Annotated in this window: 20 protein-coding genes, 3 tRNA genes and 1 other RNA gene; 6 read left to right on the forward strand and 18 right to left on the reverse strand. The window is 38.3% G+C overall.

The genetic code is table 11. The annotated features are described in order from the left end of the window. Window positions 1-7 precede the first annotated feature (7 nt). Window positions 8-1,882, reverse strand: a complete 1,875-nt coding sequence (gene dnaX / locus EJN90_RS05435) for a DNA polymerase III subunit gamma/tau (RefSeq protein WP_126109298.1) — start codon at window positions 1,880-1,882, stop codon at window positions 8-10. Window positions 1,883-2,103: 221 nt separating this feature from the next. Between dnaX and EJN90_RS05440 the strand changes: the two genes are divergently transcribed. Beyond that, window positions 2,104-2,445 (forward strand): general stress protein, encoded by a 342-nt coding sequence (locus tag EJN90_RS05440; protein WP_126109300.1) that lies wholly within the window; start codon window positions 2,104-2,106, stop codon window positions 2,443-2,445. A gap of 111 nt (window positions 2,446-2,556) precedes the next feature. Next, on the forward strand, window positions 2,557-3,300 hold the full coding sequence (locus tag EJN90_RS05445; RefSeq protein WP_164544015.1) for a general stress protein: 744 nt from the start codon (window positions 2,557-2,559) through the stop codon (window positions 3,298-3,300). Window positions 3,301-3,527: 227 nt separating this feature from the next. Here EJN90_RS05445 and ffs read toward each other — a convergent pair. Together ffs and tadA are read right to left on the reverse strand one after the other, a co-directional pair. After that, an RNA gene (gene ffs / locus EJN90_RS05450) (signal recognition particle sRNA small type) lies at window positions 3,528-3,613 on the reverse strand. Between the two features lie 60 nt (window positions 3,614-3,673). Then, window positions 3,674-4,183, reverse strand: a complete 510-nt coding sequence (gene tadA / locus EJN90_RS05455; protein WP_126109305.1) for a tRNA adenosine(34) deaminase TadA — start codon at window positions 4,181-4,183, stop codon at window positions 3,674-3,676. A 128-nt stretch (window positions 4,184-4,311) separates the two neighbouring features. Between tadA and EJN90_RS05460 the strand changes: the two genes are divergently transcribed. Together EJN90_RS05460 and EJN90_RS05465 are read left to right on the forward strand one after the other, a co-directional pair. Beyond that, window positions 4,312-5,193 carry a helix-turn-helix domain-containing protein gene (locus EJN90_RS05460; protein WP_126109307.1) on the forward strand — a complete coding sequence of 294 codons (882 nt, stop codon included), beginning with the start codon at window positions 4,312-4,314 and terminating at the stop codon, window positions 5,191-5,193. A gap of 198 nt (window positions 5,194-5,391) precedes the next feature. Next, on the forward strand, window positions 5,392-6,366 hold the full coding sequence (locus EJN90_RS05465) for an L-threonylcarbamoyladenylate synthase (protein ID WP_126109309.1): 975 nt from the start codon (window positions 5,392-5,394) through the stop codon (window positions 6,364-6,366). A gap of 343 nt (window positions 6,367-6,709) precedes the next feature. On the opposite strand, the gene arfA is transcribed toward EJN90_RS05465, so the two are convergent. From arfA to EJN90_RS05490, 5 genes are all read right to left on the reverse strand, one after another. Continuing rightward, the gene (gene arfA / locus EJN90_RS05470) at window positions 6,710-8,209 is read right to left on the reverse strand and encodes an arabinosylfuranosidase ArfA (protein WP_126109311.1); all 1,500 of its coding nucleotides are present in this window, start codon (window positions 8,207-8,209) and stop codon (window positions 6,710-6,712) included. Between the two features lie 90 nt (window positions 8,210-8,299). Beyond that, on the reverse strand, window positions 8,300-8,941 hold the full coding sequence (locus EJN90_RS05475; protein ID WP_126109313.1) for a YesL family protein: 642 nt from the start codon (window positions 8,939-8,941) through the stop codon (window positions 8,300-8,302). An 11-nt stretch (window positions 8,942-8,952) separates the two neighbouring features. Next, window positions 8,953-9,840, reverse strand: a complete 888-nt coding sequence (locus EJN90_RS05480; RefSeq protein WP_227872590.1) for a carbohydrate ABC transporter permease — start codon at window positions 9,838-9,840, stop codon at window positions 8,953-8,955. An 11-nt stretch (window positions 9,841-9,851) separates the two neighbouring features. Next, window positions 9,852-10,799: an ABC transporter permease gene (locus EJN90_RS05485; protein WP_126109317.1), complete on the reverse strand. Its 948-nt coding sequence runs from the start codon at window positions 10,797-10,799 to the stop codon at window positions 9,852-9,854. 98 nt (window positions 10,800-10,897) lie between these two features. Then, window positions 10,898-12,604, reverse strand: coding sequence for a type 2 periplasmic-binding domain-containing protein (locus EJN90_RS05490; protein ID WP_126109319.1), 1,707 nt, complete (start codon window positions 12,602-12,604; stop codon window positions 10,898-10,900). 866 nt (window positions 12,605-13,470) lie between these two features. Between EJN90_RS05490 and EJN90_RS05495 the strand changes: the two genes are divergently transcribed. Next, window positions 13,471-14,634 (forward strand): ROK family protein, encoded by a 1,164-nt coding sequence (locus EJN90_RS05495; RefSeq protein WP_126109322.1) that lies wholly within the window; start codon window positions 13,471-13,473, stop codon window positions 14,632-14,634. A 73-nt stretch (window positions 14,635-14,707) separates the two neighbouring features. On the opposite strand, the gene EJN90_RS05500 is transcribed toward EJN90_RS05495, so the two are convergent. The 5 genes from EJN90_RS05500 to EJN90_RS05520 all read right to left on the reverse strand — a co-directional run bounded on the left by EJN90_RS05500 (window position 14,708) and on the right by EJN90_RS05520 (window position 20,959). Continuing rightward, window positions 14,708-16,243, reverse strand: coding sequence for a glycoside hydrolase family 43 protein (locus tag EJN90_RS05500; protein WP_126109324.1), 1,536 nt, complete (start codon window positions 16,241-16,243; stop codon window positions 14,708-14,710). Window positions 16,244-16,279: 36 nt separating this feature from the next. Next, window positions 16,280-17,389 carry a glycosyl hydrolase family 8 gene (locus EJN90_RS05505; protein WP_227872591.1) on the reverse strand — a complete coding sequence of 370 codons (1,110 nt, stop codon included), beginning with the start codon at window positions 17,387-17,389 and terminating at the stop codon, window positions 16,280-16,282. Window positions 17,390-17,567: 178 nt separating this feature from the next. Continuing rightward, entirely contained in the window at window positions 17,568-19,061 is a 1,494-nt protein-coding gene (gene xylB / locus EJN90_RS05510) for a xylulokinase (RefSeq protein WP_126109326.1), read from the reverse strand. A gap of 12 nt (window positions 19,062-19,073) precedes the next feature. Further along, a complete protein-coding gene (gene xylA / locus EJN90_RS05515) occupies window positions 19,074-20,384 on the reverse strand; it encodes a xylose isomerase (protein WP_126109328.1) in 1,311 nt (436 codons plus the stop codon). A gap of 230 nt (window positions 20,385-20,614) precedes the next feature. After that, the gene (locus EJN90_RS05520) at window positions 20,615-20,959 is read right to left on the reverse strand and encodes a hypothetical protein (RefSeq protein WP_126109330.1); all 345 of its coding nucleotides are present in this window, start codon (window positions 20,957-20,959) and stop codon (window positions 20,615-20,617) included. A 169-nt stretch (window positions 20,960-21,128) separates the two neighbouring features. Between EJN90_RS05520 and EJN90_RS05525 the strand changes: the two genes are divergently transcribed. After that, a complete protein-coding gene (locus EJN90_RS05525; RefSeq protein WP_126109332.1) occupies window positions 21,129-22,304 on the forward strand; it encodes a cation diffusion facilitator family transporter in 1,176 nt (391 codons plus the stop codon). 198 nt (window positions 22,305-22,502) lie between these two features. Here EJN90_RS05525 and EJN90_RS05530 read toward each other — a convergent pair whose 3' ends face one another. The 5 genes from EJN90_RS05530 to EJN90_RS05550 all read right to left on the reverse strand — a co-directional run bounded on the left by EJN90_RS05530 (window position 22,503) and on the right by EJN90_RS05550 (window position 26,049). Beyond that, a complete protein-coding gene (locus EJN90_RS05530; RefSeq protein WP_126109334.1) occupies window positions 22,503-25,010 on the reverse strand; it encodes an ATP-dependent Clp protease ATP-binding subunit in 2,508 nt (835 codons plus the stop codon). A 35-nt stretch (window positions 25,011-25,045) separates the two neighbouring features. Beyond that, on the reverse strand, window positions 25,046-25,510 hold the full coding sequence (locus EJN90_RS05535; protein ID WP_126109336.1) for a CtsR family transcriptional regulator: 465 nt from the start codon (window positions 25,508-25,510) through the stop codon (window positions 25,046-25,048). Window positions 25,511-25,771: 261 nt separating this feature from the next. Further along, window positions 25,772-25,845: transfer RNA gene (locus EJN90_RS05540), tRNA-Arg, on the reverse strand. A 48-nt stretch (window positions 25,846-25,893) separates the two neighbouring features. Then, window positions 25,894-25,966 (reverse strand) — tRNA-Thr (locus tag EJN90_RS05545). Window positions 25,967-25,976: 10 nt separating this feature from the next. Next, window positions 25,977-26,049: transfer RNA gene (locus EJN90_RS05550), tRNA-Lys, on the reverse strand. Window positions 26,050-26,109: the final 60 nt, after the last annotated feature.

Raw genomic sequence — 26,109 nt, forward strand, 5'->3', positions numbered from 1 at the left:
TTCTCTCCTATTCGTTAATTACTGTAATGTTCTCTTTTCCAAATATACTAATTGCCTGCTCAACCACTTCTTGTTGTTTCGTTTCTTCTTCATCAGAAGGACTCATTTCAATGGCTAAATCATCAAAAATCGGTGGCGCATCCCGGTCATCATAATCCGCTAAAGGTTGGTCTGCCGGAATATTGGTTCTTTTTGGTTGCTCTTGTTTCTCGTCTGTTTGGTTCTCTCTTTCACTGGCAGCAGAAGACGGTTCATGCTTTCGAGCTTTTAGTTCTTGTACATAGCTTTTACGCAATGATCCCCATTGTTCCGCTGTAACACAGACAAAGTCTCCAGGACGATTCGACATTCTACTGATTGCCTCTTCCAGAGCTGCTCGCAATTCTTCGTCTTCACTTGCTTTTTGACACAAAATCTCATACTCAAATGATAAAATACATGCTTCGGCATTTGCAGCAACTGGTTCAGCTTGCCGTAACACAGCTCTTTGCGTTACAGACAATGTATCCAAAATATCCACCCAGTTCGATTTTACATTTACTAACTCCTGTTTAGAAGCAGACCTCATGATGGCTTGGATGCGAGTAAAGTTTGGCTTAAAACTGCTTCCATTTTTAGAAACTGCTAGCCGCGATGTGGTTGGCTTGGCAGCTGGTGTATCACTTGCTTGAATCGTACCATTTTTAACGCTATCTAACAGGGCTGCCAATTCTTTTTTCAAAGAAGCAACTTCTTTTTCTAGACGGCTTACATCTTGTGGGTTTGTATGGCTCTCACTTACCTCAGCAGGAATTGTTACGACTACGTCCGATTGAGAGAGTTTTACGGCCAATACTTCCAGATAAACATCTGGTTGTGTAGAAAAACGCATTTCTTTTTGTGTGTAGCTGAATTCTTCTACAGCTCGATACAAAAAGGAACTGTTTACTTCTTTTGAGAAAGATCGAAATTGTTCCGTCGTTTGTTCACTTGAGTCGGCTTGATTTTCTGTTTGCTTATAAACGAGAATATCTCGAGAAAAAAGAATCATCTCTTCTAGAAAGCGTCCTGCTTCTTTCCCATTTTCTAAAATATCATGCAGAATATGAAGCGCCGATTCTGCATTACCATTCCATAAAGCCTCCAGGAATGCAATCATCATTTCTTCTGTTAAACTTCCTGAAACTTGAATAGCATGATCGAAAGTTACACAGTCCGAGTCATAGGAAATCACTTGGTCTAGTAAACTTAAGGCATCACGCATACCGCCGTTCGCCGCACGAGCAATGACGTGAAGCGCCTGTTCCTCGTACTTAATTCCTTCTTGTTCTAAAATATAACTCATTCGTGACAAAATCGCTTGATAAGTAATTCTCTTAAAATCAAAACGTTGTGTCCGCGAAATGATGGTCAATGGTATCTTATGTGGTTCTGTCGTTGCTAATATAAAGATTACTTTGGCAGGCGGTTCCTCCAACGTTTTCAGTAATGCATTAAATGCTCCTGTTGAGAGCATATGAACTTCATCGATAATATAAATTTTATATTCTGCTTGGGTAGGGGCATAACGTGCTTTATCACGAATATCTCTGATTTCTTCAACACCGTTATTACTGGCAGCATCAATTTCAATTACATCATTTAGTCTGCCTTCTGTAATCGCTTGGCAGATTTCACATTGGTTACAAGGTTCGCCATCTTCTTGGTTCGGACAGTTGATGGCCTTAGCGAATATTTTCGCTGCACTTGTTTTCCCTGTTCCCCTTGGTCCAGTAAACAAATAAGCATGACTGTTCTTTCCTTGTATCAATGCATTTTTTAATGTCCGAGTAACTGCTTCTTGACCAGCAATATCATCAAACCGTTGTGGACGCCATACTCGATAAAGTGCCTGATAGCTCATTCTTCCCCCTCTTTCCCTTTGTTCTTCATTTCTTCATTATACGGTAAAAAGAGGAAAATAGAAAGGGCTGGGTTCTACTCTCCTCTCCTGAAAAATCATTGTTCTACCAATGTTTTTCACGTTTAAAACGTTGTCACTAGCGTATTTTACTTTTTCATTAGATAATAGAATTATCGAAAGAGAATGCAAGCATGGTTATGCTTGTAAAGGAGGAATGAAAGATGAAACTCACTGTAAAATTCCGTTCAACTTCAATTGCTGAAATTATGGACTCCGTGGATCAATTACGAGAAAACGGTGTTTCGAAAGACAATATTTATATCATTACCAATCAGGCGAGTAAAGATACGATTCGAAATAATTATGATCTAAGAAAAAAAGATGGCTCTATTTTTTCTTCTCATCGTCTTTTGGAAAATGTCCACAGTATTTTGCACCTGCAGGAATATGAGGATTTTTATAAAAGAAATCCGCTTTTTGAAGGCCAAGCTGATCCACTGAAAGATTACTATGAATCAATTGGGTATGGCACACTTGTTGTTGCCATCATGACAACTTCTTAATTTATTTTTTATTAGAATTAACCGTATCTTTTGCAGTGATCTTCTTTTTCAGATACACTTATGTTGAACGTAATACAAAATCTGATCTTAAGGAAAGTTGAGGGAAATACTATGGCTAAATTTATAAAAGGTCCATATGCAACTGTTACTGAAGTAAAAGATGCTTTACGTGTTTTAGAAGCAGATGGTTATCCTGAAAGCGCCATTACGATTATTGCTAATAACGAAGAGGATATTCGTAATATTGAAAGAGGAACTAATGCAGAGGTTAAAAATGAAGAGTCTTCGTCTTTACCAAATGCAGAAGAAGTTTCATTCTGGGAACGCTTTGCCCAAACTTTTACAGGTTTTTTCCTTAATCAAGACGTAGTTGATCGAAATACAAGCGAACCGCTGCCAGAAGGTGAGGATGACACTGATGCGATGATAGCTGGTTATCGCTCTGACTTAGAGGATGGAAAAATTATCATTTTAGTAGAGGATCTTCTAAACAGAGAAGCCAAATTAAACATCGATGCAACAGAAGGAAACCCTGGTGCAGTTAAAGAAAGAGATGCTTCTCCATCTGAAGCGATGAAAGAAGCAACTTTAGAAGAAGATTCCCATCCAGATATTAAATACAACGAAGATATTTTAGAAGAAGAAACAACTTATACGCCTCCAAGCGAAGAGGATGTTATTGATTCTAACGAACCTTTTCAAGTAGTCCACAAAGATCACCATGATCCCGACGATATACCACAAGATGGAGTCTTGGTGGACGAGGTGGAAGGAACTAGCTACATTGATGGCGAAGAAGGCACGACTGGTGACCCGAACGTCATTGATTTAGAAGACAGAGATACACGCAGATAACTCTGTATAACTCCCCTTTTAGTCAAGAGCACTGTTTAAAAACAGGCTCTTGGCTTTTTAAGTTTATAGGAATCCATTCACAAAATCCTGACCAATCGAATAGAGGGAAAATCCAAAGAATTTTTGCCCCACGCTTGAAGCTCTTTGGTACCTTCAGCGTAGCCAGAGGTTTTTGAAAAATAGAAAAAAGGTCTGGAATATTCATTCCAGACCTTGCTTATTATTAGATTAACTTACAGCACATGGCGAATCGAGCTTATAGCTGCTTCCTTCCGGACCTGACTCATTCACAAGACCGCCATTGCCATAAGGCCTTTCGGCAAACACCAGTATAACATAATTCGCTTGCAGATGGCAAGACATTTTTTAGATTCTATTCAGCTGCCTTTGTTCGCTTCAGGTGTTTTCTGTTTTCTGCTTTTCTCTTTTTACGTAACTCTCGAAAAAAAGATTGTAGAAGCTCTTTACACTCTTCAAGTAAAAGTCCTCTTTCAACTTCAGCTTGATGATTGAACCGTTCATCTTCCAGTAGGTTCATTAATGTTCCAGCAGTTCCTGCTTTTAAGTCGGAAGCTCCATAATAAACTTTTTTGATACGGGATAAAATAATAGCCCCGCTACACATTGGGCAAGGCTCTAGCGTTACAAACATTTCTGCATCTTCCAGACGCCAATTATCCAGTTTTTTATTTGCTTGTCGGATGGCATTCATTTCAGCATGTGTTGTCGCATCATTCGAAGTTTCTCGTTCATTATGCCCGCGTCCAATTATCGTTCCATCCAAGACAATTACCGCACCGATGGGAACTTCTCCTATATTCTTCGCTTTTCTTGCTTCTTTGAGTGCTTCACTCATAAAAAACTCCTTCTGATTCTGCTCCATACCAACCCTCTTTTCCACTTAACTATAGCATATTTCTTTGAGTGCTCTTAGCAATTCTTACGAGTTAATGATAAAATAATACTGACAAAGTATACTTTTTACTATTATTTTGATTGTGGGGGAACATTTTGATTGATGACTTATTACAAGAACTATTCCCGGAAATACAAATCAATAACTCTTCCTGGGTAGGAGAAGACTATTTTAGTGTGCCATATGAAGAGAAATGGGTTCACTTTCCAAACGATTCCATTACTGAACGGGAGAAAAAACTGATTGTTCAATTAATGTCTCCTGAAACAGTTCCTTTTAAGAAACAAACCAATCGCTGGGCAAAGTTCTTATTGGAAGGCTCCAAGCAGATTCCTGTCGATTATGAAAAAATCCAACTTCTACAAGTTTCTATAAAGATTACCAATAATGATTCATTTGATTATCAGCTCTGGTTAGATTCGTTCAAAAATACACTCAGCTTTATTGAAGATGGTTTTTTTATTACGGAGCAATATGGCGTTTTGATTATCTATAATCCTACCCATATTGATTTATTGGATGAAATCGAAGGAATACTAAACGTTCTAGATGATGATTTTACTGTACAAACTTCTGTCTACTTAGGACAAAATTGGTTTGTAACAGAAAACTTACCTAAACTATTCGCAGAAGAACAGCAAATTTTTATGGATCAGCATTCTCACTTTCAACGAAAAAAAATTGCTACTTTAGCAGACAATGCTCTTACTCATTTTTCTCACGAAGCAACTTCGAAAAGTACGATTCTTCAGACATTAAAAGAATCAATTCTTTCCATTGATGGCGGAAGCGAGTTGATCGTGTCTATGTGGAATAATTTAGGAAATATATCAAAAGCGGCAAATGAACTATACGTACACCGAAATACCTTACAGTATCGTATTGACCGCTTCTTTCAGGAGACGGGTATTAATTTAAAAACAATGGACGATTTATTACTGAGTTATTTAGCCATCATTTCTCGGAATGAATCATGAACTGAATGATATAAGAAAAGCGGAAAAGTCCGAATTGGCAACGCGAAATAGAGTGCAGAACTTATAGTCCCCTTGTCTACAAGAAAACTTTGTTTGAAACACGGATTTTCTCTAACCGTACGAGCAAAGTTTTTTGCTTTTTTGCAAAAAGAGCGCATAATACGAAGAGTGTTTTTTATTCAAATTTGAGGTGATTAGATGATTGACGAACAAATTAAATTACAAATTGAACAAGCAATTGATGCTCTTCAAGAAGGCGAGGTCGTTGTTTTTCCAACTGAAACAGTCTATGGAGTTGGCGTTGATTCGACAAATTATGATGCAGTTGATAAATTATTTGAAGTAAAAAAACGTCCTAAAGACAATCCTGTTACTCTTCATGTTTCAGATGTCGAGATGGTAATGGACGTAGCGGAAGTTACAGAAGCAGCCAGAAAGTTAATGGCAGCTTTTTGGCCTGGAGCATTAGCCATTATTCTCAATGTAAAAGAGAATACTGTCTCACCAAATGTAAATGCTGGCAAAAAAACAGTAGGATTTCGTTTGCCTGACAATGAGATTTCAACTTTGCTAATAAGAGGGCTTGGAAGACCCGTGGCAGGTACTTCCGCAAATGTTTCCGGACAACTATCCTCTACATCCTTTAAGCAAGTGACGGATTATTTTCAAGACAATGTTGCAGCTTTCATCGACGGAGGTCCTTCTAAAATTGGTATTGAATCAACCGTGATTGATCTAACAACTGATATTCCAACCATCATTCGTCCAGGAAGTATTCAAAAAAAGCAAATAGAAGAAGTGCTGGGAATATCTGTAGAAGAAAAAATGAGTACAATCGCTCAAAAATACAGACATTACTCTGTTGAAACAGAAGTCGTTTATGCGACAGCTGAGGAAATTCTTTCTTCACAAAATTTGTTAATAGACAAAAATTTTGGCATTATCGCTAGCAACAATATCATTAAAAAATTACCGAAAGAAATTGCTGAAAAGAGTATTTTTTTAAGTGAAGACATTTCTGAAGCTTTAAGCCAACTTTATACATCAATCGCTGAAATGAATGCCAATAAAGCTATTAACGGTTTCGTCTTAGAAGTAAGACCAGATGATGACAGCGCCTATAACGATCGAGTAACATCAGTTGCACAGGGAAGGAAACTCTCTGAAGTTTAAAATTCTTTCCATACTCTGTATTATTCACAGATGGGTCGCATTCGAGACACGCGTCCGGTAGAGTTCGCTCAGTACGGGCTAAGAAAAGCGGACAAGTCCGCCTTGGCCTATGAAAAAATAGGAAATTTGACCCTGAATTGTCAGGAGACTTCACGCTTCAGCGGGTTAGTCGAATGATATGCGTTAGCGAGCAGCGAAGCGCGCAATGGGGCAAATTTATCTTTTTTTCACTAGGTCAGGACTTGGGAGCTAGACATTGATGGCTGAACTTATAATCCCCTAGTCTAGAACAAAAAAGTGCCAGTGATGGCTTCCATCCACTGGCACTTCCATAACTGCCTCTTTATTTTACTTTAATCCGAATCACGTTCCATGATAATGGTGATAGTGTTGTTATTAGACAAGTGCCTTCAAGTTTAGCTTTTTCTACCATGGATGGTTTTACAACTTCTGCTCCTACACCATTTACGGCTTTAATATCGAAGCCTTCCATAGTGCTTTCTTCAATGATTGAATCGAAGACAAAGCCTTCTTGTTCAAAGATAAATTCAAGTGCTTCGTCTTGAGAACGATTGACAGCAAAAACAACCAATTCATTATTTTCTTCGTTATATGTTGCTATCGATTCTAAGTAAGGGACATGTTTAAACCCTTTAGCACTGTAAGCTTCTGATTCAACAGAAGGTGTGAGTACAACTCCTCGTCCATAATTGGAAACCTGCATAAAAGGATAGAAGATTGTTTGCTTCCAAGTCTCTCCATCATTTTCAGTCATAATTGGTGCAATGACATTTACTAATTGAGCCAAACATGCAATCTTCACACGATCAGAATTCTTCAACAACGTAATCAATAAACAGCCGATTAACAACGCATCTTCAAAATTATAAATATCCTCCAGTAATGGTGGTGCAACTTGCCATGGTTCCATAGCGTCATCCTGATCATTTGAGTGGTACCAAACATTCCACTCGTCGAAAGATAGATTAATTTTCCTATCGCTTCCTTTTTTTACTTTTACATAATCACAAATGGACACGACCGTTTTAATAAATTGATCCATATCTAATGACTGCGCTAAATAGTTTTCTAAATCATTATCACGATTACCATAGTAGCAATGTAGCGATAGATAGTCTACGTATTCGTAAGTGTGCTCTAAAACAATCCGTTCCCAGTCTCCAAATGTCGGCATGGTGCTCGATGAGCTTCCGCAAACAACCAAGTCGATTGTACTGTCTACTAATTTCATAGCTTTAGCAGTTTCAGCAGCTAATCGACCATACTCGTCAGCCGTTTTATGACCAATTTGCCAAGGTCCATCCATCTCGTTGCCCAAGCACCAAGTCTTGAATCCAAATGGCTCTTCTGTGCCGTGTTCTTTTCTCAAATCACTCCAGTAGGTGCCACTTTCGAAGTTACAGTACTCTAGAAGCTCAATTGCTTCTTCAATCCCCCTTGTCCCCAGGTTAACGGCCATATTTACCTCTGCATCAACTTCTTTTGCCCATTTCGCAAATTCATGGACACCGACTTCGTTCGTTTCTATTGTTCGCCAGGCTAAATCTAATTTACGAGGTCTATTCTCTTTGGGTCCTACGCCATCTTCCCATTTGTAACCAGAGACAAAGTTCCCTCCTGGATAACGAACGAGAGGGACATTCAGTTCCTTGACCAGTTGCTTCACATCGTCTCGAAAGCCTTCAGAATCCGAGCTTTGATGAGTTGGCTCATAAATACCGTTATAGACAGCTCTTCCTAAGTGTTCCACAAATGACCCATATAAACGTGCATCGATTTCACTAATTTCCTGATGACGCTGTACTTTTAACTTTGCTTTCATAGAATCCTCCCATTATAACTTCTTCATTTTTAAAAATTTTTAAGGAGCCAAAAACACTCTATCTATGTGCTTTTGACTCCTTCAAAAAATCTAAAGAGTAGCATTACTATTTGTTTTTTCTAATAAATCCTCATCAGTATAACGATTGAATATCGTTTCTAAGCGTGGACAAATTTTTGAAATGGCGTAGGCAGGTATAAAAACAACCAAAATTGGAACAAGATAGACAATCGAAACCGATACGGCTAAAACAAATAAAATATAGAGCGTATCTTTAAAGTAAGCGAGAGCTAGCAAGGATGTATTTTTCCATACGGTCTTCAACTGATCCTCAAATCGTGATGTATAAGCAAAAACCATTATTAAAACTGGTGCAATCGCAATTAAAAGGACTAAGAGAAATACTTGAGAAAAATGATTCAACCAGGACATTGCTAAATTACTTGTTAGTAAAACCTGATTTAAACCGAATATCAGCGCTAACAGCAGGTAGATTAACCAAGATACAGTTGCTTGTGGCAAGGAACTTTTAAAGGTTCTCCAAAAAACGCCCCAGATTTCACCATCCCCATTTTGAATTCTCGATTGGATACTACGGTACATAGCACTTGTAGCTGCTCCAACCGACACTATTGGGATTGAAAAAATAAACCACAATATGCTGAAAATTAATATGTCCGCGATCCAGCTCATTTTTTCCATCAGTATTGTTCCAGTTTTTGATTTAAACATATTATCCCCTCTTATTCTTTTACCCCACCAATTGTTAAACCACTAATAAAGTAACGTTGTAAAAATGGATATAAACATACAATAGGTAAAGCTGTAATAATCGTCGTTGCAGCTCGGATTGATGTTGGTGTTACCATCGATCCTCCAGCGTTTTTCACATCGTTTGGATTTGCTCCTTGACTTGTTACAGAAGAAAGGAGTTTCATCAATTCATATTGCAAGGTTGTGTAACGTTCATTAAATCCATTATAAATCATTGTATCAAACCATGAGTTCCATTGGCCAACTGCGATAAATAATGCAACCGTTGCTAATACTGGTTTACATAACGGTATAATAACTTTCATAAAGATTGTTAGATAGCCAGCACCATCAATCTGAGCAGATTCTACTAAACTTTCTGGAATTCCACGAATATAGGTCCGAATTACCAGTAAGTTAAAAGCACTAATCATACCTGGAATAACATATACCCAGAAGGTATTAGTGAAGCCTAAGCGGTTTAACCACAAGTAGTTGGGTATCAAACCAGCGTTAAAATACATTGTAAAGATAAACAACAATGTAATGGGTGTACGGAACATAAATTCTTTTCTACTCAATACAAAAGCGAGTAGAGATGTTAAGAACAATTGCGAAATCGTCGCAATCACTGTTCTTAGCACAGTGTTATAGGCACCTGTCAAAAGAGAGCTTTTAGATAACACTGAGCGGTAATTGTCTAATGTAAATTCTCTAGGCAAGATATAAATACCGCCTCGTATAGCGTCTAAACCATCATTAAATGAAATAGCCAATGTATTTAAGATTGGGTAAAGAGTCGCTAAAAAGAAGAAAATCAAGAATAGCCACTTAATAATATCAAACACTATATCTGAAATAAATACTTTACTTTTCAATACAATCCCTCCTAAAACAGACTTTCTTCGCCAGCTGATTTTGAAAGCTTGTTAGCAATAGTTATTAAGACTACGGAAATGACACTATTAAAGATACCAGCTGCTGTAGCTAACGAGTAGTTCCCCAAGCTAATTCCATATCTTAAAACATAAATATCAATCGTCTGTGAAACTTCTTGAACAAGGCCATTACCTAAGAGGTACTGTACTTCAAATCCAGCATTCAAGATGTTCCCGATATTGATTAGTAGCAGAATAAAAATAGTTGGTTTGATACCTGGTAGTGTAATATGCCAAATCTTTCTTAAACGACTTGCTCCATCCATTTCAGCTGCTTCATAAAGTTCCTCATTTATAGAAGACATTGCAGAGAGATAAATGATACTTCCCCAACCTGTACTCTTCCAAACATTGGAAAATCCAACAATCCACCAGAAATATTTAGGATCTGCAAGGAAATTTATCGGTTGATCAATGATGTTCAATGCTACCAACAATTGATTAATAACACCAGTTTCTGTAGACAATACGTCTAAAACGATACCGGTTACAATTATCCAAGATAAAAAGTGCGGCAAGTAGGAAACTGTTTGGATGACCTTTTTAATTGATTTATTTTTTAGTTCATTTAGCATGATAGCAAATGTGATTGAGAAGAAGAAACTAAGGGATAAATTAATAATACTCATAGAAAAAGTATTCCGAATAACTTGTAGAAAAGAAGCATCCGAAAAGAGCATTTTAAAGTTCTCTAGCCCCACCCACTCTTGTTCGAACATGCCCAATCCTGGGCGGTACCTTTGAAACGCCATTAACCACCCCATTAATGGGGCATAATTAAAGATAAGAATATAGATTACAAAGGGTAGAGCAAGCAATATTAATTCTTTTTGTTGCCATAATCGTTTCCTCAGAGTCTTCTTTTTCTTTTTCACCACGACATCTTTTGCTGCATCCATATACAATTCCTCCACCTTCCTTTACCATAGTTAAAGCTTAGATAAATGTTGTGGAGAGACTGATGTCTCTTCACAACATTTATCTGTCTTATTTATTATTATTCTCCTAATTCTTTTAGGATTTCTTTTTCAACTTCAACACGACGTTTAACTTCTTCAGTTAATGTATCTTCATATACTTTGTAGTCAACGTTTGCTTCGTAGTCTGCCATGTAAGCTTCCCAGTTTTCTTCAAACTTGTCAGGTCCACCCATAACAACTTGAGGCAACCATTTCATCTTAACTTCAGTCATCTTTTGGTTAGCAACTCCGGCTGGATCGTTGTTTGACCATGAACCACGCTCAGTATAGATTGGGAACCAAGGTGTTACAGGATCTTGAACTGCCATGAAGTCTGCCCATTTCTCGTGACCGTATGCTTCAAGTATTTCAACGTCGATATCAACTAGGGCAGATCGGAATTCTTCAGGTTGCTCGTGTGGTAATACAGCGTTAATACCATCTGGCAGCATACCTTTGTATGCAGGTAAGTACCCATAGTCTAGCCCATTTGTATCTACCCAATCAGTATTACGCCAGTTAGCACGTTGCTCTTCTGTACGGTAGAATTTACCTTCTTCGTCGACTTCATAGTCGATGCCTTCTTCACCCCAGCTACGAATAATCATTGCTTCTTCACTTACGATGCCGTCTAAGAACTCAAGTGTTCCTTCAATATCATCGTTACTGATTGTAATACCTATCCCACCGTTTGTATTCAATGATGGTGCTTCTTTGTATTGTGGTTTAACTGACGGATCAAGAACAAGACCAAATGGGATGTAAGTCAGCTCATCTTTACCTTGTGATCTTAGAGAGTTTGATGCTTGCTCAAATTGCCAGTTTTGGTCAATCATACCTAATACGCGTCCGGAAGAGATTTTCGCAATATATTGGTCATATTTCGCAGTAAATGTCTCTGGATCGATAACGCCTTTTGCAAATTGTTCGCTCAATTTCTTGAAGTATTCTTTTGCTTCTGGGATCCTATCATATACCTTTGCTTCCAACGTATCTGGATCTACAATTGCTGCTCCATCGTTAGGGTAACCAGCAAGGAATGCAGGTGGGTTTTCTAAAGCAAAGTAACGCCAGTCATCAGATAGGATTTCAAATCCAATTGTTGGTTGCCCATCTGTTTCTGGATGTTCTGCCAAGTATGCGTTGATTAAGTCAAAGTACTCATCGACTGTTGTAATTTCTGGGTAATCTGCCCATTGTAGAACTCTCTTTTGAATCCAGAAAGCTTCTTGTCCATAAGTGGTTTCCATGTTTTCCCCTCTTACGGAACTAAACTGTGGAATAGTATAAATGTGGCCATCGTTGGCTGCTTTTATTTTTTCCCATTCAAGATCTGTATACAACGCTTTTAAGTTTGGATAGTCATCAATATAATCTTCTAACGGAACGAAGCCGCCTGCATCGACCATTTGTGAGTAGCCATCAGAAGCATCCACTAAATCTGGATACTCGCCCCCAGCAATCATAACGCCGATTCGTTCTTTAGCCGTTTGACCAGTTAACCAGGTTACTTCTGCTCTTGCTCCAACAACTTCCGCTAATGCTTTGTTAAGACGGTTATCTTCAGGCAATTCTTTACCTGCAACACCTATAAAGGCACTATAAACTCTAATTCCATCAGCATCAGTCGCTTGATTGTTCTCTTTTGTTACGCCATCGCTGCTTGCATCATTTCCATTGCCGCATCCTGCTAACAGCGTAGCGCAGGAAAGGGCTGCTAAAGACCATTTAACAATTTTATTCATTTGACTTCCTCCATATTGTTTTTTTGAAAAGCACTAACCATCAATTCATAACAATAATAAAAATACAACTGTCTTGGTTTTCCCTTTGTAACGACTTTCACTCTATTTACTACTCTACAATCTCCTTCCTAAAAAAACTTTCATCAGATTTTAAGGGAGCGTTTACATTCCTCCAGTTAGTTTTTTTGCCGTTTACAGAACAGCATCGAGGTTTGTTAATACGTTAAACTAACTTAGCTAAAGTTTAATCTATAATGTCCACTCTGTCAATGATATTTTTATATTTCATCTTTTTTCTTTGACTAATTGTGATAAAAACCTTTACTGTGGGATTTTTCAAGCCTACTATTCTGGCCTTCTCGACATTTTTACCTTATACACTTAACGAGATTGACAAATACGATATTGATTAAGTATTCTGTAAATCAGTAACTCGTGCTTTGTTGGAAAAGCTTAGATCGATAGACGTAATCGTACTGTGGACAGGCTGCAAGTTCTTTTGTGCTAATATTTTCCATACTGTGATCGGCTATATATGCTATTCGCATCTGTACAACTTCTATCAAAAAAAGGATGAGTGACATGAAAAATCGGACGCTAGTGATCTTATTTTTGATACTGTGGGATTTAAGGGTGGTTTAAAGTCTTATCCCTAACCGAATTTTTCCTTTAAAATAGCCACAGCTTGTTAGCGAGTTTTTCTCTTCTATATAGGTATCTAGCCTTCGACTTTTACAATTTTTCTTTTCAAAATTATCGAATTGTGGTACTGTTACATCAAGAGCGTTAGTTTGCATAGAAAACTAATTAATTGAGTCCACTTATTATTCGACTATATAAGCTACAAATCGTGAGGAGAAATGATTGTGATAACAGACCGTTACAAAATACGAGAACAAAATGAAACATTAGTCTTATCAACTATTATTCATAATACGCTTATTTCACGAGCTAGCATTTCTCAATTAACAGGCCTAAACAAAGCATCCACTTCCGCTATTGTTAAAGACTTAATTGATGAATCTTTAGTTATTGAAACAGGCACTGGCGATAGCACATCAGTAGGCGGCCGTCGTCCTATCCAGCTTTCTTTAAATAAAGATGCTGGTTTTTCATTAAGCATTGACTTGGGATATGATTACATTTCATCCATGCTCACAAATTTAAATGGTGAAGTTGTAGCACAATTCAAAGAAAGAAACTTCTACATTCGTAAAAAAAATGTAATCAATAAAATTAAAGAAATTGTCCTATCTTATGAGTTTTACTATTCTGCTTGTAGATTCCGTCTTATCGGTGTTGCTCTTGCTGTTCACGGAATCGTTGATCAAAGCAGCATTGTTTTCACGCCTTATTATGATTTGGATCAACTCGATTTGGCTAAACAACTCCAAAGTGAATTAGGTATTCCTGTCTATATTGAGAACGAGGCGAATTTAACTGCTCTTGCAGAAACATCATTTTCAACAAACGAACCCAATTTAGTTAGCATTAGTATCCATAGCGGGATAGGTGCTGGTATCATCATTAATGGCGAATTATATCACGGCAGGAACGGCCACAGTGGCGAAGTTGGGCACATGATTTTGTATCCCAATGGCATCGCATGTCCCTGTGGGAATAAGGGCTGTTTAGAACAGTATTGTTCGGAAAAATCCATTCTCAAGCAATATAGATGTTTAAAAGCTAACGAAGACGTGACCCTTTATGATTTAGCCAATGATTACAGCGCTGCTAACCAGGATGTCATTGAATTGGTTGAGGGAACAGCACATGAAATCAGTATTGGGGTACGCAATATCATCTCTTGCTTCGCTCCAAGCGTTGTCTACATCAACAGTCCTTTAACTCGAAAACTGCCTTTTTTCCTTAATTTAATTAGTAATCATATTAGCAGTAAATTTTCAAAGGATATTCCTATCCTCACTTCAGATATGGGTGCAACAGCCTCACTGCTTGGTGCAGCTGTGCTAAACTTACAAAACTTTTTTAATATTCCTCATTTATATTTATCAAAAGAATCCATGTAAACCGTGAATTCAGCTGTTCTGTAACTCAAATAAGCCAGGCCATACCCATCGGTATGCCTGGCTTTTACTCATCTTATTGGTTTGTTTTTTCTAATTTAATCCAATTTGCATCCACATAACCTGGTGCTTCTACATCAGAGCTTGTGTAAATACCCACTGTACAGCCTACAAATCCGCCTGCCAATTCAGTACTTAAGTAATGCGTTGCAACGTTTTCAGCGACAACAACTTCTTTGCCGTCAGCTAAAACGACACCTTTTACTTTTTGTCCTTCTCCAATAAACTTCAATTCCAGTTCAGATGCAGTCACTGTTGTTTCGCCATGAACTTTCTCTTCACCGTCAATAGTTGTAATAACTTGAACAACTTTCTCTGAGTCTTTAGCATGAACTGCCAATTTCAATGTGTGGTTCTCGCCTTGGATAACAGCAATACCAGCTTCTCCGCCATCAGTCAATTGAATATCCAATGCAGCTGTATATTCAAACCATAGCGATGGCTGACGCAAACCGATATAAGTTGGCGAACCTTTTTCATCTTTAAATCTTCCAGCAGTTGGTGTCATACGAATCCAACCTTCACGTGCATCTGTATCGTAGTGTGACATATCTGGATTACGGATAAATAGGAATTCGCGGTGAATGTCATTCAAATGATAGTCTGTTTTTTCTTCAACCGGAACCAATGGTAGTTTGATTTCCTGTTCTTCCAGCAAGCGACCGATTCCTGGATTAACAACTGGCCAGCCATCTTCCCAAATTACTTCTGCCAAGAACGTTTCACGTCCCAAGTTACTACTTCCTTCAAACTTACGGCTTGCAAGAAGAACCATGAACCATTGACCATCTGGCGTTTCAACCAAGTCACCATGTCCAACGTTTTGAACTGGGAAAGCTGACCCTAAGTGACGGTGCGTCAAAATTGGATTGTTTGCAAAACCGATGTACGGTCCGTCAATTTTCTCACTACGTGCAATAGTTACACTGTGATTTGGACCTGTTCCACCTTCAGCAATCATGACATAATAATAATCATCTTTGCGATAAATATGTGGTGCTTCCGGCCAGATCACATTACGCATTGCACCTTTCCAGATCTTCGTACTCACGCCTGTCAGTTGCATAGTATTCAAGTCTAACTCTTGTAACCAAACTTCCCAGTCTCCGTTGTGCGTAACGCCGGTTGGGTTTGGTCGTGTTCCACAATAGTAGCAGCGACCATCTTCGTCAAAGAATAGACTTGGGTCGATTCCAATTGCGCCTTCCAAGTAATAGGGTTCAGACCATGGACCTGCTGGATCTGTTGCTGTTACGACGAAGTTTCCTCCGTAAGTAACGTTTGTTGTAATCATGTAAAATATCCCATCATGATAACGGATCGTCGGTGCGAAAATCCCGCGCGAACTACCCGCATCATCTAAGTTTAATTGGCTTTCACGGTCTAACACGTTTCCGATTTGTTGCCAGTTAACCATGTCTTTACTGTGGTAGATTGGCACTCCTGGGAAATATCCAAAACTGGAAGTTACTAAATAAAAATCTTCCCCTACTGCACATACTGATGGGTCTGGTGAGAATCCCTCAATGATTGGATTTTTAAATTTATTCAAAACGTCAGCTCCTATTATCACTAATATTTGTCAGTTTTATTTCCATATACGGTAGTTACCGCTCAATGCCAAAATAGCAAAGAAGTATAGGCAGTTATCGTAGTAACGGTTGCGGTCCGTACGCATGGGTGTGTTCCATAGTAAATCGATGAACCATTTACCTTTTGTGCCATCATCAAATGCAAGTGATGCAGCTGCGTTTGTTGCTAATAGCCCCAGTGGGTGACGCGCTCTTTCATCAAATTTCGTTCCATCGATTTTGTAACGTGTGTAGTCTTCTGGATTGACACCTTCGAAGAATTTTTGAATGTTTTCAACAATTTGAACAGGTGTCTCTTCACGTCTACACCATTCATAGTCCATTCCGATATTAGCCGCAGTACGATATGAGTCACTGTAGAAATCTCCAAAACCACGGATATGATTTGGTGTGCCATCATCAAATGAGTACTCTGGCGTCAAGCCTGTTTCTGGATGTGCAGCTGTAACCAAGTAAGCACGGCTGTGTTTGGCTGCTTCAGCCCAGAATTCACGGTCTTCTTCATTTGACCATTCTGCAAATAATTCATAGAAGTGCGGTAAATGGTAAGAAGGGTCTGTAAAATCAACGCCTGGTACAAAACGAATCAAGTAATTTTCGCGGTCCCACATCGCATGCCCTTCACGCTCGTAACCTTTGTGCAGGCAGTCTGAAAGAATGGTACGTGCCATCTCTGCGTAGTTGTAAATTCCCTCGCCGTTACCCCAACGATTTGCAGCAAAAAACAAAGCCATAGCAAAAAATTCCTCGCCATCCGGAGCTGGACCATCATCAATCTTTGTGCCATCCGTGTGGCAATGCCATGCAAAGTAGCCTTTGTTAAAGCCTTCTTGGTGATACATGTTTTTATGTGACCATGCCCAAATGTTGTCGAATACTTTTTTATCGCCCATTTGAACAGCCATCATCATGCCGTAAGACATTCCTTCGCTTCGTGCGTCATCGTTACCTGTATCCAGTAAGTAACCACCCATGTCATCTGTGTAGTAGATTTTCTCTGCTGCGTTGTCGTCCATGAATAATTTGTTCCATGTATCTTGTAACTTTTGATCGATTTCTTCTTGACTATAGCCGCATTCAGCGAATAAGTTACGGTATTGTTTCACTCTTCAATCTCTCCTTTTAAATCAACATTTTTATCGTGTTAAAGCTCTTCACCACGATTTATTTCTGTCATCTTTAATAAACAGATAGGTTGTGATCATAATGCCTATTTGCATACTTTTCATTTTAAAAAGAGAGAGCGTAAGGATACATTCTTACTCTCTCTCTTACTTTTAATGGCTATTCTATTCTTTGCAAAGCGTGACTGATGTCTTTCGTTGCATCATACCCTTTACGATAAATTGCATAGATACGCTCGTATTGGTCAACTTGCTCTTTTACTGGTTCAAATGTTTTTGCTTCTTTAACAAATATTGATACAAGTTCTTCAACGCTGTCAAACCAACGTTGACCCATTGCTGCAAGCATAACTGCTCCCATTCCTGGTCCTTGTTCTGTTGTCAAAGTCACAATGGTCGCATCAAAAATATCCGCTTGCATTTGTAACCAATCCGTATTTTTCGCTCCGCCGCCAACAGAAACGATTTTTCTGAAGCTCTTGCCAGCACGCTCTTCCATTAGTTTTTGCGAATCTTTCAAGGAGAACGTAATACCTTCCAATACAGCACGTGCAAAATGGTCACGTGTATGCCCTTGATCCATTCCCAAGAAACTACCACGGATTTTACTGTCCGTGTACGGTGTGCGTTCGCCAGAAATATACGGCATGAATAACAAGCCTTCTGATCCCGCTGGAATTGTGCCAATATCTTTCAACAAGGCGTTAAAATCTTCATTCGGAGCAAAGGTGTTCTTAAACCACGACAAACTGTGTCCAGCTGCCAACGTTACACCCATTGAATAGAATGAATCTTTCAGAACATGATAAAAATAGTGCAAGTCCCCTTGGTACTCTTTACCGGCTTCTTCGTATGCCAAGAACACACCTGAAGTACCAATACTTGCCATGCCAATGTCAGGCGAAATGATACCAGCACCTAATGCTGCAGAAGCGTTATCCGCCCCACCCGCGTAGACATTGATTGTTTGAGTAAAGCCAATTTGTGTAGATAACTCTTCTGATAGCGTTCCAATTTTATCACCGGACTCGACAAGGGGCGGGCAAATAGATTCTGGCAAGTCAAAAGTTGCCAGAATTTTTTCACTCCACTTTTTACCTTTTAAGTCCAATAATAATGTTCCAGCAGCATCTGAATATTCAATCTGCTTAGAACCTGTCAAACGAAATCCTAAGTAATCTTTCGGTAATAAAAATTGACGGGCTTTTTCAAAAATTGTTGGTTCATACTCTTTTACCCAAAGAATTTTTGGTAGTGTGAATCCTTCAAGTGCTTTGTTTTGAGTGATAGAAATAAGTTCTTCGCCCAAAACATCCTTGATTTGATTACATTGTGCAGTTGTCCGCACATCATTCCAAAGAATCGCATTTCGTAAGACAGCATCGTTTTCATCCAAAAGAACTAAACTGTGCATTTGTCCTGAAAAGCTAATTGCTTCAAGTCCTTCTTTTGCATCCGGAACTTTTTCAACAATAGACGCCATCACTTCAACAGCTGCACGGTACCACTCTTGTGGATCCTGCTCGCTATACCCCGACTGGAAGTGTATCAGTGGATAGTCAGAAGAAGTGGTATAAACCACTTCCCCCTCTTGATTCACTAAGAGACCTTTTAATGAACTCGTCCCTAAATCTAACCCAAGTACGTAACGCATAAGGTTCGCCTCCTAGTAAATGTAGTCGTTTAATTTCGCTTTCACTAATTCAATATGTGAAGATTTATTTTTAACTTCTTTGTTGTTTAATGCATATTCAGTTAACGATTTCAAATCTGTCTTATCGCTGACGATATCTTTACCGATGCCTTCTTGGTAGCTTGCATAGCGATCTGCTTTCAAATTATCAAAGAATTTATCTTCCTTCAAACGTGCAGCAGCTTTCAATCCACGTGCGAATGTATCCATACCAGCAATATGTGCCAGGAATAAATCCTCCATTTCAAATGAGGTACGACGAACTTTCGCGTCAAAGTTGATTCCGCCTGGTTCGATACCACCATTTTCCAGTAATTCATACATCGCTAATGTTACAGAGTATAAATCAGTTGGGAACTCATCTGTATCCCATCCTAATAACATATCTCCTTGGTTTGCATCTAATGAACCGAGTGCATTGTAGTTGCGTGCAACGTTCATTTCGTGCTCGAATGTATGACCAGCCAATGTTGCGTGGTTAGCTTCTAAGTTTAATTTGAAACGATCAGTTAAGTCATATTTTTGTAAGAACGCCATTGATGTTGCTGCATCAAAATCATATTGATGTTTCATTGGCTCTTTTGGTTTTGGTTCTAATAGGAACGCTAATTCCTCGTGACCAATTTCGTTAGAGTAAGCAATTGCCATTTTATATAAACGTGCAATATTTTCTTCTTCGAAAGCCATATCGGTATTCAATAGCGTTTCGTAGCCTTCCCGTCCACCCCAGAATACAAAGTTCTTTCCGCCGAGACGTTTGCTGATGTCGATACCTTTTTTAACTTGTGCGGCAGATACTGCATAAACGTCCGCATTGTTTGAAGATGCAGCTCCGTTTACGTAAATTGGGTTAGCATGACGGTCAGCTGTATTCCAAAGTAATTTGATGCCTGTTTCTTTCATTTTCTCTTCGATTAAATCTACAATGATATCTAAGTTATTGAAAAATTCTTCTAGAGAATTGCCAAAAGGCGCAACGTCCATATCGTGAAAACAGAAGTACTCAACACCTAATTTTTCAAAGAATTCAAAAGCAGCTTCAACACGATTTTTTGCTGTTTCCATTGGATCTTCTGTTAACCACGTCCGTTCATTTACACCTTGACCAAATGGGTCATTTCCTTCGTTAACAAATGAATGCCAGTATGCAACTGCAAAGCGCATGTGGTCCTTCATTGTTTTACCTAAAATAATTTCTTCTGGATTATAATGACGGAATGCGAACGGGTTATTCGTTTCTATACCTTCATATTTAATTTTTTCGATATTTGGAAAGTAAGCCATATTCATTCTCCTTTTTGTTTGTTTGCATAATTAACTAACTTCAGTTTATGACAAATACAAAAAGTTGTCAAGCGTTTTCATCATTGTTTATTCCACTTTTATAACTTATAAATCTATTCAAAATAATTTTTCCTTTTTTTGATTTTGGAATGTTGTACAATTAGAATATACACTAAAAAAAGACCCGGTAGAGGCCACTTTATAGTGTCCAATCTATCGGGTCTTTTTTATTATTTAAAGGTATCTTCAACTGTATCGACAACAGAATCCTTGTAGTCAACCGCTTTATCTTTCACATCAGAAAATACATCCATCGCAGCATCTTTCCAATTGCCTGTACGATCAAGAATTTTTAGCAGAGTATCAATCTCTCCATCACTTAAAGATTCAACTGCTTTAAGGACTTTGCTATTCCCTTTAAACTTGTTTTTCACATAATTCTTCACACGTTGTCGATTAATATAGGACCCGATTCTATCAACTGCATCTTCTTCATAGGCAATAATTGCTGCAACTGCCGCAACTGCTGCTGTAGCGGTTAATCCTACTAATAACGCTTTTTTTGAATTTTTCATATTGATCGCTCCTTCTTATCTCTATAAATCCATTTTAACATACATCAAAACAATAACCGAAATGATATGAAAAGAAAGATTTACTTTATCGTTTTTCGTTTCTCTAGAAATAATTACTCTGTCATGGCATAATGAGATAATTACTTCAATTTTATTGGCAGGTGTAACTATGCTTTCAAAATGGCTTCAAAAATACATGAAATTCCATAATCATTCAGACAATCGTACACAGATGGGATTACTGTCCGGAAAAGTAGGGCTTGTTTCTAACTTGCTCTTATTCGTCATTAAAATATTAGCCGGTCTCATTTCTGGTAGTATCTCAATTATTACCGATGCAATGAATAACTTATCTGACACCGCATCTTCCATTCTTACGTTGTTTGGTTTTTATGCAGCAGCAAAGCCAGCTGACAAGGAACATCCCTATGGCCATGAACGCTCTGAATATATCAGTGGGTTATTAATTTCTCTAGTGATCATTTTTGTTGGAGGACAGTTTTTAATTACGTCCATTAATCGTATATTTAATCCTACCAATCTACAAATGAGCCCGCTAATCGTTGCTCTTTTGGTTATATCAATCGCTGCAAAAATTATTCAAGGATTTTTCTATCAAACGATTGCAAAAGAAATCAAATCGAATACTCTTCTTGGTGTTGCACAAGATAGTTTTAATGATGTCTATTCTACTCTTGTAGTTCTAGTTGCATCGATTATTGAATCAATGACTGATTGGAATATCGACGGTTTTGCTGGTGCTTTCCTTGCCGTTTTCATTATGTACAGCGGTATTCAAATGATTCGAAAGTCAATTGATGATTTATTGGGTATTCGACCTTCAGAAGACGAGCTGATTGCAATGAGAGATTTACTCGAACGTTTCGATTCCATCGTTGGCTATCATGACTTATTGGTTCACAGCTATGGACCTAATAAAACTTTCGCAACTATTCATATTGAAATTGATGACAGTTGGAGTCTGAACCAAGCCCACAACCTCATTGATAAAATTGAGAAAAAATTCTTAGAAGAATTGGATGTAGAATTGGTTTGTCACATGGATCCCATCGCCGTTCACAATGAAGAACATACAAGAATTTACCAAGAAGTTAAGCAAATCCTCAAAACCTATTTCTTGAATTTAAGGTTTCATGATTTTAGGATTATGGAAACAAACGAAAATCAAACCATTCAATTTGATGTAGTAATTTCTGATGACACGAAACAAACGGACGACGAGTTACTTGCAGCTATTACAAAAAATATTCACCAACAAATTGGTCCATATGACGTAGACATTGAATTCGATCGACTTGATTTATTAAAAGAAGTAGAAGAATAAGAAAAGCGGACAAGTCCGCCTTGACCTATGAAAAAATAGGAAATTTGACCCTGAATGAGCAGCGAAGCGCGCAATGGGGCAAATTTATCTTTTTTTCACTAGGTCAGGACTTGGGAGCTAGACATTGATGGCTGAACTTATAATCCCCTAGTCTATGAAAAAAGGGAAGCCTTCATCGAGAGGGCTTCCCTTTTTTGCTTACTTACTTCCGACTAATTCGCCGTTTTCATTTTTATCGGTTGTGGTTGATTTTTTATTTTCTTTTACAGTAATACGGATGGTTCCATTGCGGGCTCCGATGGTTACATGATCTCCATAATTAATCGTGCCACTTAACATTTCTTCACTTAACTTATCTTCTATCTCTTTTTGAATCGCACGACGAATTGGACGTGCTCCATATTCAGGATCAAAACCAGCTTTCGCTACAACAGCAATCGCGGTAGGAGTGATCTTCACATGAATATCTAGCTCTTCTAGACGTTTTACAATATTATTCGCCATTAGCTTAACAATCTCATGTAATTCTTCCTCAGCCAACGAATGGAAAACAATCGATTCATCCACTCGATTCAAGAATTCCGGACGGAAGCTGTTTTTCAGCTCTTCACGAATTCTTTTTTCCATTGCCGTGTAATCGTGTTTTGCATCTTTCACATTGAAACCAACCATCTTTTCATCACGTAAAGCGGTCGCTCCTAAATTCGATGTCATAATTAAAATAGTATTACGGAAGTCTACTTTTCTTCCTTTAGAATCTGTTAAATGACCATCATCCAAAACTTGCAACAAGATATTAAAGACATCAGGATGTGCTTTTTCAATCTCATCTAAAAGAATAACAGAATAGGGTTTTTGTCTAATCTTTTCTGTTAACTGTCCACCCTCGTCATAACCAACATAACCTGGAGGAGAGCCAACTAAACGACTCGTCGTAAATTTCTCCATGAATTCAGACATATCGATCCGTACCAACGCATCTTCTGAGCCAAACATTGCCTCTGCAAGTGTCTTAGCTAGCTCAGTCTTACCTACACCGGTAGGACCTAGGAATAAGAAGCTTCCGATTGGGCGAGCAGGGTCCTTTAAGCCTGAGCGGGCTCTGCGAATCGCGCGAGCCACAGCACTTACTGCTTCTTCTTGTCCAATCACACGCTCATGAAGGACTTTCTCTAGTTTCATCAAACGTTCGCTTTCTTTTTGTTCCATTTGGTAAACAGGGATTCCCGTCCACAAAGCAACAACCTGCGCCACATCTGTTTCGTCAACACTTAATGTATATGCGCCCTCATCTGATATAGAGCTCGCTTCTCTTACTTTTTCAAGACGTTGTTTGCGTGATATTTCTTTTTTACGAATTTGAGCAGCCTTTGTAAAGTCTTGATTCAAGATCGCTTGCTCTTTATCTTTGCTTAAGCGTTCTAATTCGTCTTCCAATTTCCCGGCTGGCGTATCGCCATGAGTAACATCTAAGCGAACTTTTGCGGCAGATTCATCAATCAAATCGATTGCTTTATCCGGCAGGCGACGAGCAGTAATGTAACGAACCGCTAATGTCACTGCAGATTCAATTGCTTCGTCAGTAATCTCCACATGGTGATGCTCTTCATATCGATTACGAAGACCTTTCAAAATTGCTGTTGTTTCTTCCGCTGTAGGTTCATCAATGTGTATAGGTGCAAAGCGACGTTCCAAAGCAGCATCTTTTTCAATATATTTTTGATACTCATCTAAGGTAGTTGCCCCAATTGTTTGAAGTTCTCCTCGTGCTAACGCTGGTTTTAGAATATTTGATGCATCAATTGCACCTTCTGCACCGCCAGCACCAATCAATGTGTGTAGTTCATCAATAAAGAGAATAACATTGCCATCATGATAAACTTCATCAATAATTTTCTTCATTCGCTCTTCAAACTCACCGCGGTATTTCGTACCTGCTACTAATGACCCCATATCAAGCATCATGAGACGCTTATTAGCTAATTGCTCTGGAACTTCACCATTCACAATTTTTTGTGCAAGACCTTCCACAATAGCTGTCTTTCCAACCCCTGGTTCTCCCACCAAGACAGGATTATTTTTTGTTCTACGAGAAATAACTTGTAAAATCCTTCTCACTTCACGATCTCGTCCTACAATTGGATCTAGTTTATCATTTTTAGCTAAATCCGTTAAATCACGTGCAAGAGAGTCCAGAGTAGGCGTACCTTCAGAATTTTTGAGTGGCTTTTTGCCAGCTTTCCCATTTCCTTTTGGGGCATCTTTTAAACCAAGTTTTTCATATAACGTTTTTTGAAGTAGATTTAAATCCACACCAATATTTTTTAATATTTTAACTGCTAAAATTTCTTCTTTCAAAATCCCTAGCAAAATATGCTCCGTTCCAACTAATGGAACTGCTAATTTTTGTGATTCATTTGTTGCATACATAATTACTTTTTTAGCGCGAGGCGAAAATGGCATAGGCGTAAATTGGTTTGCTAAAGGACGTGCTGTTCCGTATCCGGTTAAATGTTCAACTTCTTCACGTATAAGAGTTTCATCGATATGAAAACCACGCAATACTTTTCCAGCAATTCCTTCTGTTTCTCGAATAAGGCCTAGTAGAATATGTTCGGTTCCAATGGACTGGTGTTTGAAATAATGTGCTTCTTCTGTTGCAAGGATCAACGCCTTGCTAGCCTTGTCTGTAAATAGTTCATCCATTCTTAACGCCTCCTTTACTTAGCATCTGCGAATGATTATGCTTCATACCGCAAACTGGTTAATAGTTTTTTTAATAACTGTGCCCGTACTCTATCTTCGTCTATCTCAAAATAATGTAAAAAGACTTTTTCCATTACTGACAAAATCAAATTACCTTCCCGTTTTGAGATAACCTGCTGATTATATAAATTTTGGACAATTGCATAGGAATCTCGCTCACTAATGCTATCTCCAATAATTCGAATCATCTCATTAAGTAAATCAACTTCTTCAAGGAACTTTACCTTCATAATGCGGATATAACCACCACCGCCGCGCTTACTCTCTACCAAATAGCCATGCTGCTCAGTAAACCGAGTATTAATTACATAATTGATTTGGGAAGGAACACAATTAAAATGTACAGCCATCTCATTACGGCGAATTTCTACCTGTTCTTCTGTTTTCAATATCTTTTTAATATAATCTTCAATGATATCAGACATATTTTGGTTTTGCAAAAGAACTGCCTCCTCTCACCTGACTAATTTTGACTATTACAATTAAATAGTAAGGCATTCTGCAGTCTCTGTCAAATGGAAAGATTGACAAATACAGGTTTTTATATTGTATTGACTTTCTATTATAGCTTAATCCGTCTAAAAGATAAACTATTCTTCCTTAAATAGAATTTGCAAAAAAAAGCATTTCTACAATATGATTTCAAAATCATAAGTAAAAATGCATTTAATAAAATGATTTCTTCAACTTTTAAAGCATGATGCACCCAGCAGGAGTCGAACCTGCAACCGTCTGATTCGAAGTCAGATACTCTATCCAATTGAGCTATGGGTGCTAAAAAAGGAAGATGAAGTCTACAAAACGACCTTCACTTCCTTAATAATGCCGGCTAAAGGAGTTGAACCCTCGACCCTCTGATTACAAATCAGATGCTCTACCAACTGAGCTAAGCCGGCTAAATAAAAATGAGTCATGCAGGGCTCGAACCTGCGACCCTCTGATTAAAAGTCAGATGCTCTACCAACTGAGCTAATGACTCATTATATGAAGTTTACTATGAGCAATTGCTCACGTCCATCATGTCCGTAAGCTGCTAATA

This window comes from Jeotgalibaca ciconiae, assembly GCF_003955755.1.
In the GTDB taxonomy this organism is placed as follows: Bacteria; Bacillota; Bacilli; order Lactobacillales; family Aerococcaceae; genus Jeotgalibaca; species Jeotgalibaca ciconiae.

Excerpts from the sequence above, each read along its gene's own strand:
- EJN90_RS05485 (WP_126109317.1), bottom strand. The coding sequence starts at position 10,799 with ATGGATGCAGCAAAAGATGTCGTGGTGAAAAAGAAAAAGAAGACTCTG.
- EJN90_RS05465 (WP_126109309.1), top strand. The coding sequence starts at position 5,392 with ATGATTGACGAACAAATTAAATTACAAATTGAACAAGCAATTGATGCT.
- EJN90_RS05475 (WP_126109313.1), bottom strand. The coding sequence starts at position 8,941 with ATGTTTAAATCAAAAACTGGAACAATACTGATGGAAAAAATGAGCTGG.
- xylA (WP_126109328.1), bottom strand. The coding sequence starts at position 20,384 with ATGGCTTACTTTCCAAATATCGAAAAAATTAAATATGAAGGTATAGAA.
- dnaX (WP_126109298.1), bottom strand. The coding sequence starts at position 1,882 with ATGAGCTATCAGGCACTTTATCGAGTATGGCGTCCACAACGGTTTGAT.
- tadA (WP_126109305.1), bottom strand. The coding sequence starts at position 4,183 with ATGGAGCAGAATCAGAAGGAGTTTTTTATGAGTGAAGCACTCAAAGAA.
- EJN90_RS05520 (WP_126109330.1), bottom strand. The coding sequence starts at position 20,959 with ATGAAAAATTCAAAAAAAGCGTTATTAGTAGGATTAACCGCTACAGCA.
- arfA (WP_126109311.1), bottom strand. The coding sequence starts at position 8,209 with ATGAAAGCAAAGTTAAAAGTACAGCGTCATCAGGAAATTAGTGAAATC.
- EJN90_RS05490 (WP_126109319.1), bottom strand. The coding sequence starts at position 12,604 with ATGAATAAAATTGTTAAATGGTCTTTAGCAGCCCTTTCCTGCGCTACG.
- EJN90_RS05445 (WP_164544015.1), top strand. The coding sequence starts at position 2,557 with ATGGCTAAATTTATAAAAGGTCCATATGCAACTGTTACTGAAGTAAAA.
- xylB (WP_126109326.1), bottom strand. The coding sequence starts at position 19,061 with ATGCGTTACGTACTTGGGTTAGATTTAGGGACGAGTTCATTAAAAGGT.
- EJN90_RS05525 (WP_126109332.1), top strand. The coding sequence starts at position 21,129 with ATGCTTTCAAAATGGCTTCAAAAATACATGAAATTCCATAATCATTCA.
- EJN90_RS05440 (WP_126109300.1), top strand. The coding sequence starts at position 2,104 with ATGAAACTCACTGTAAAATTCCGTTCAACTTCAATTGCTGAAATTATG.
- EJN90_RS05530 (WP_126109334.1), bottom strand. The coding sequence starts at position 25,010 with ATGGATGAACTATTTACAGACAAGGCTAGCAAGGCGTTGATCCTTGCA.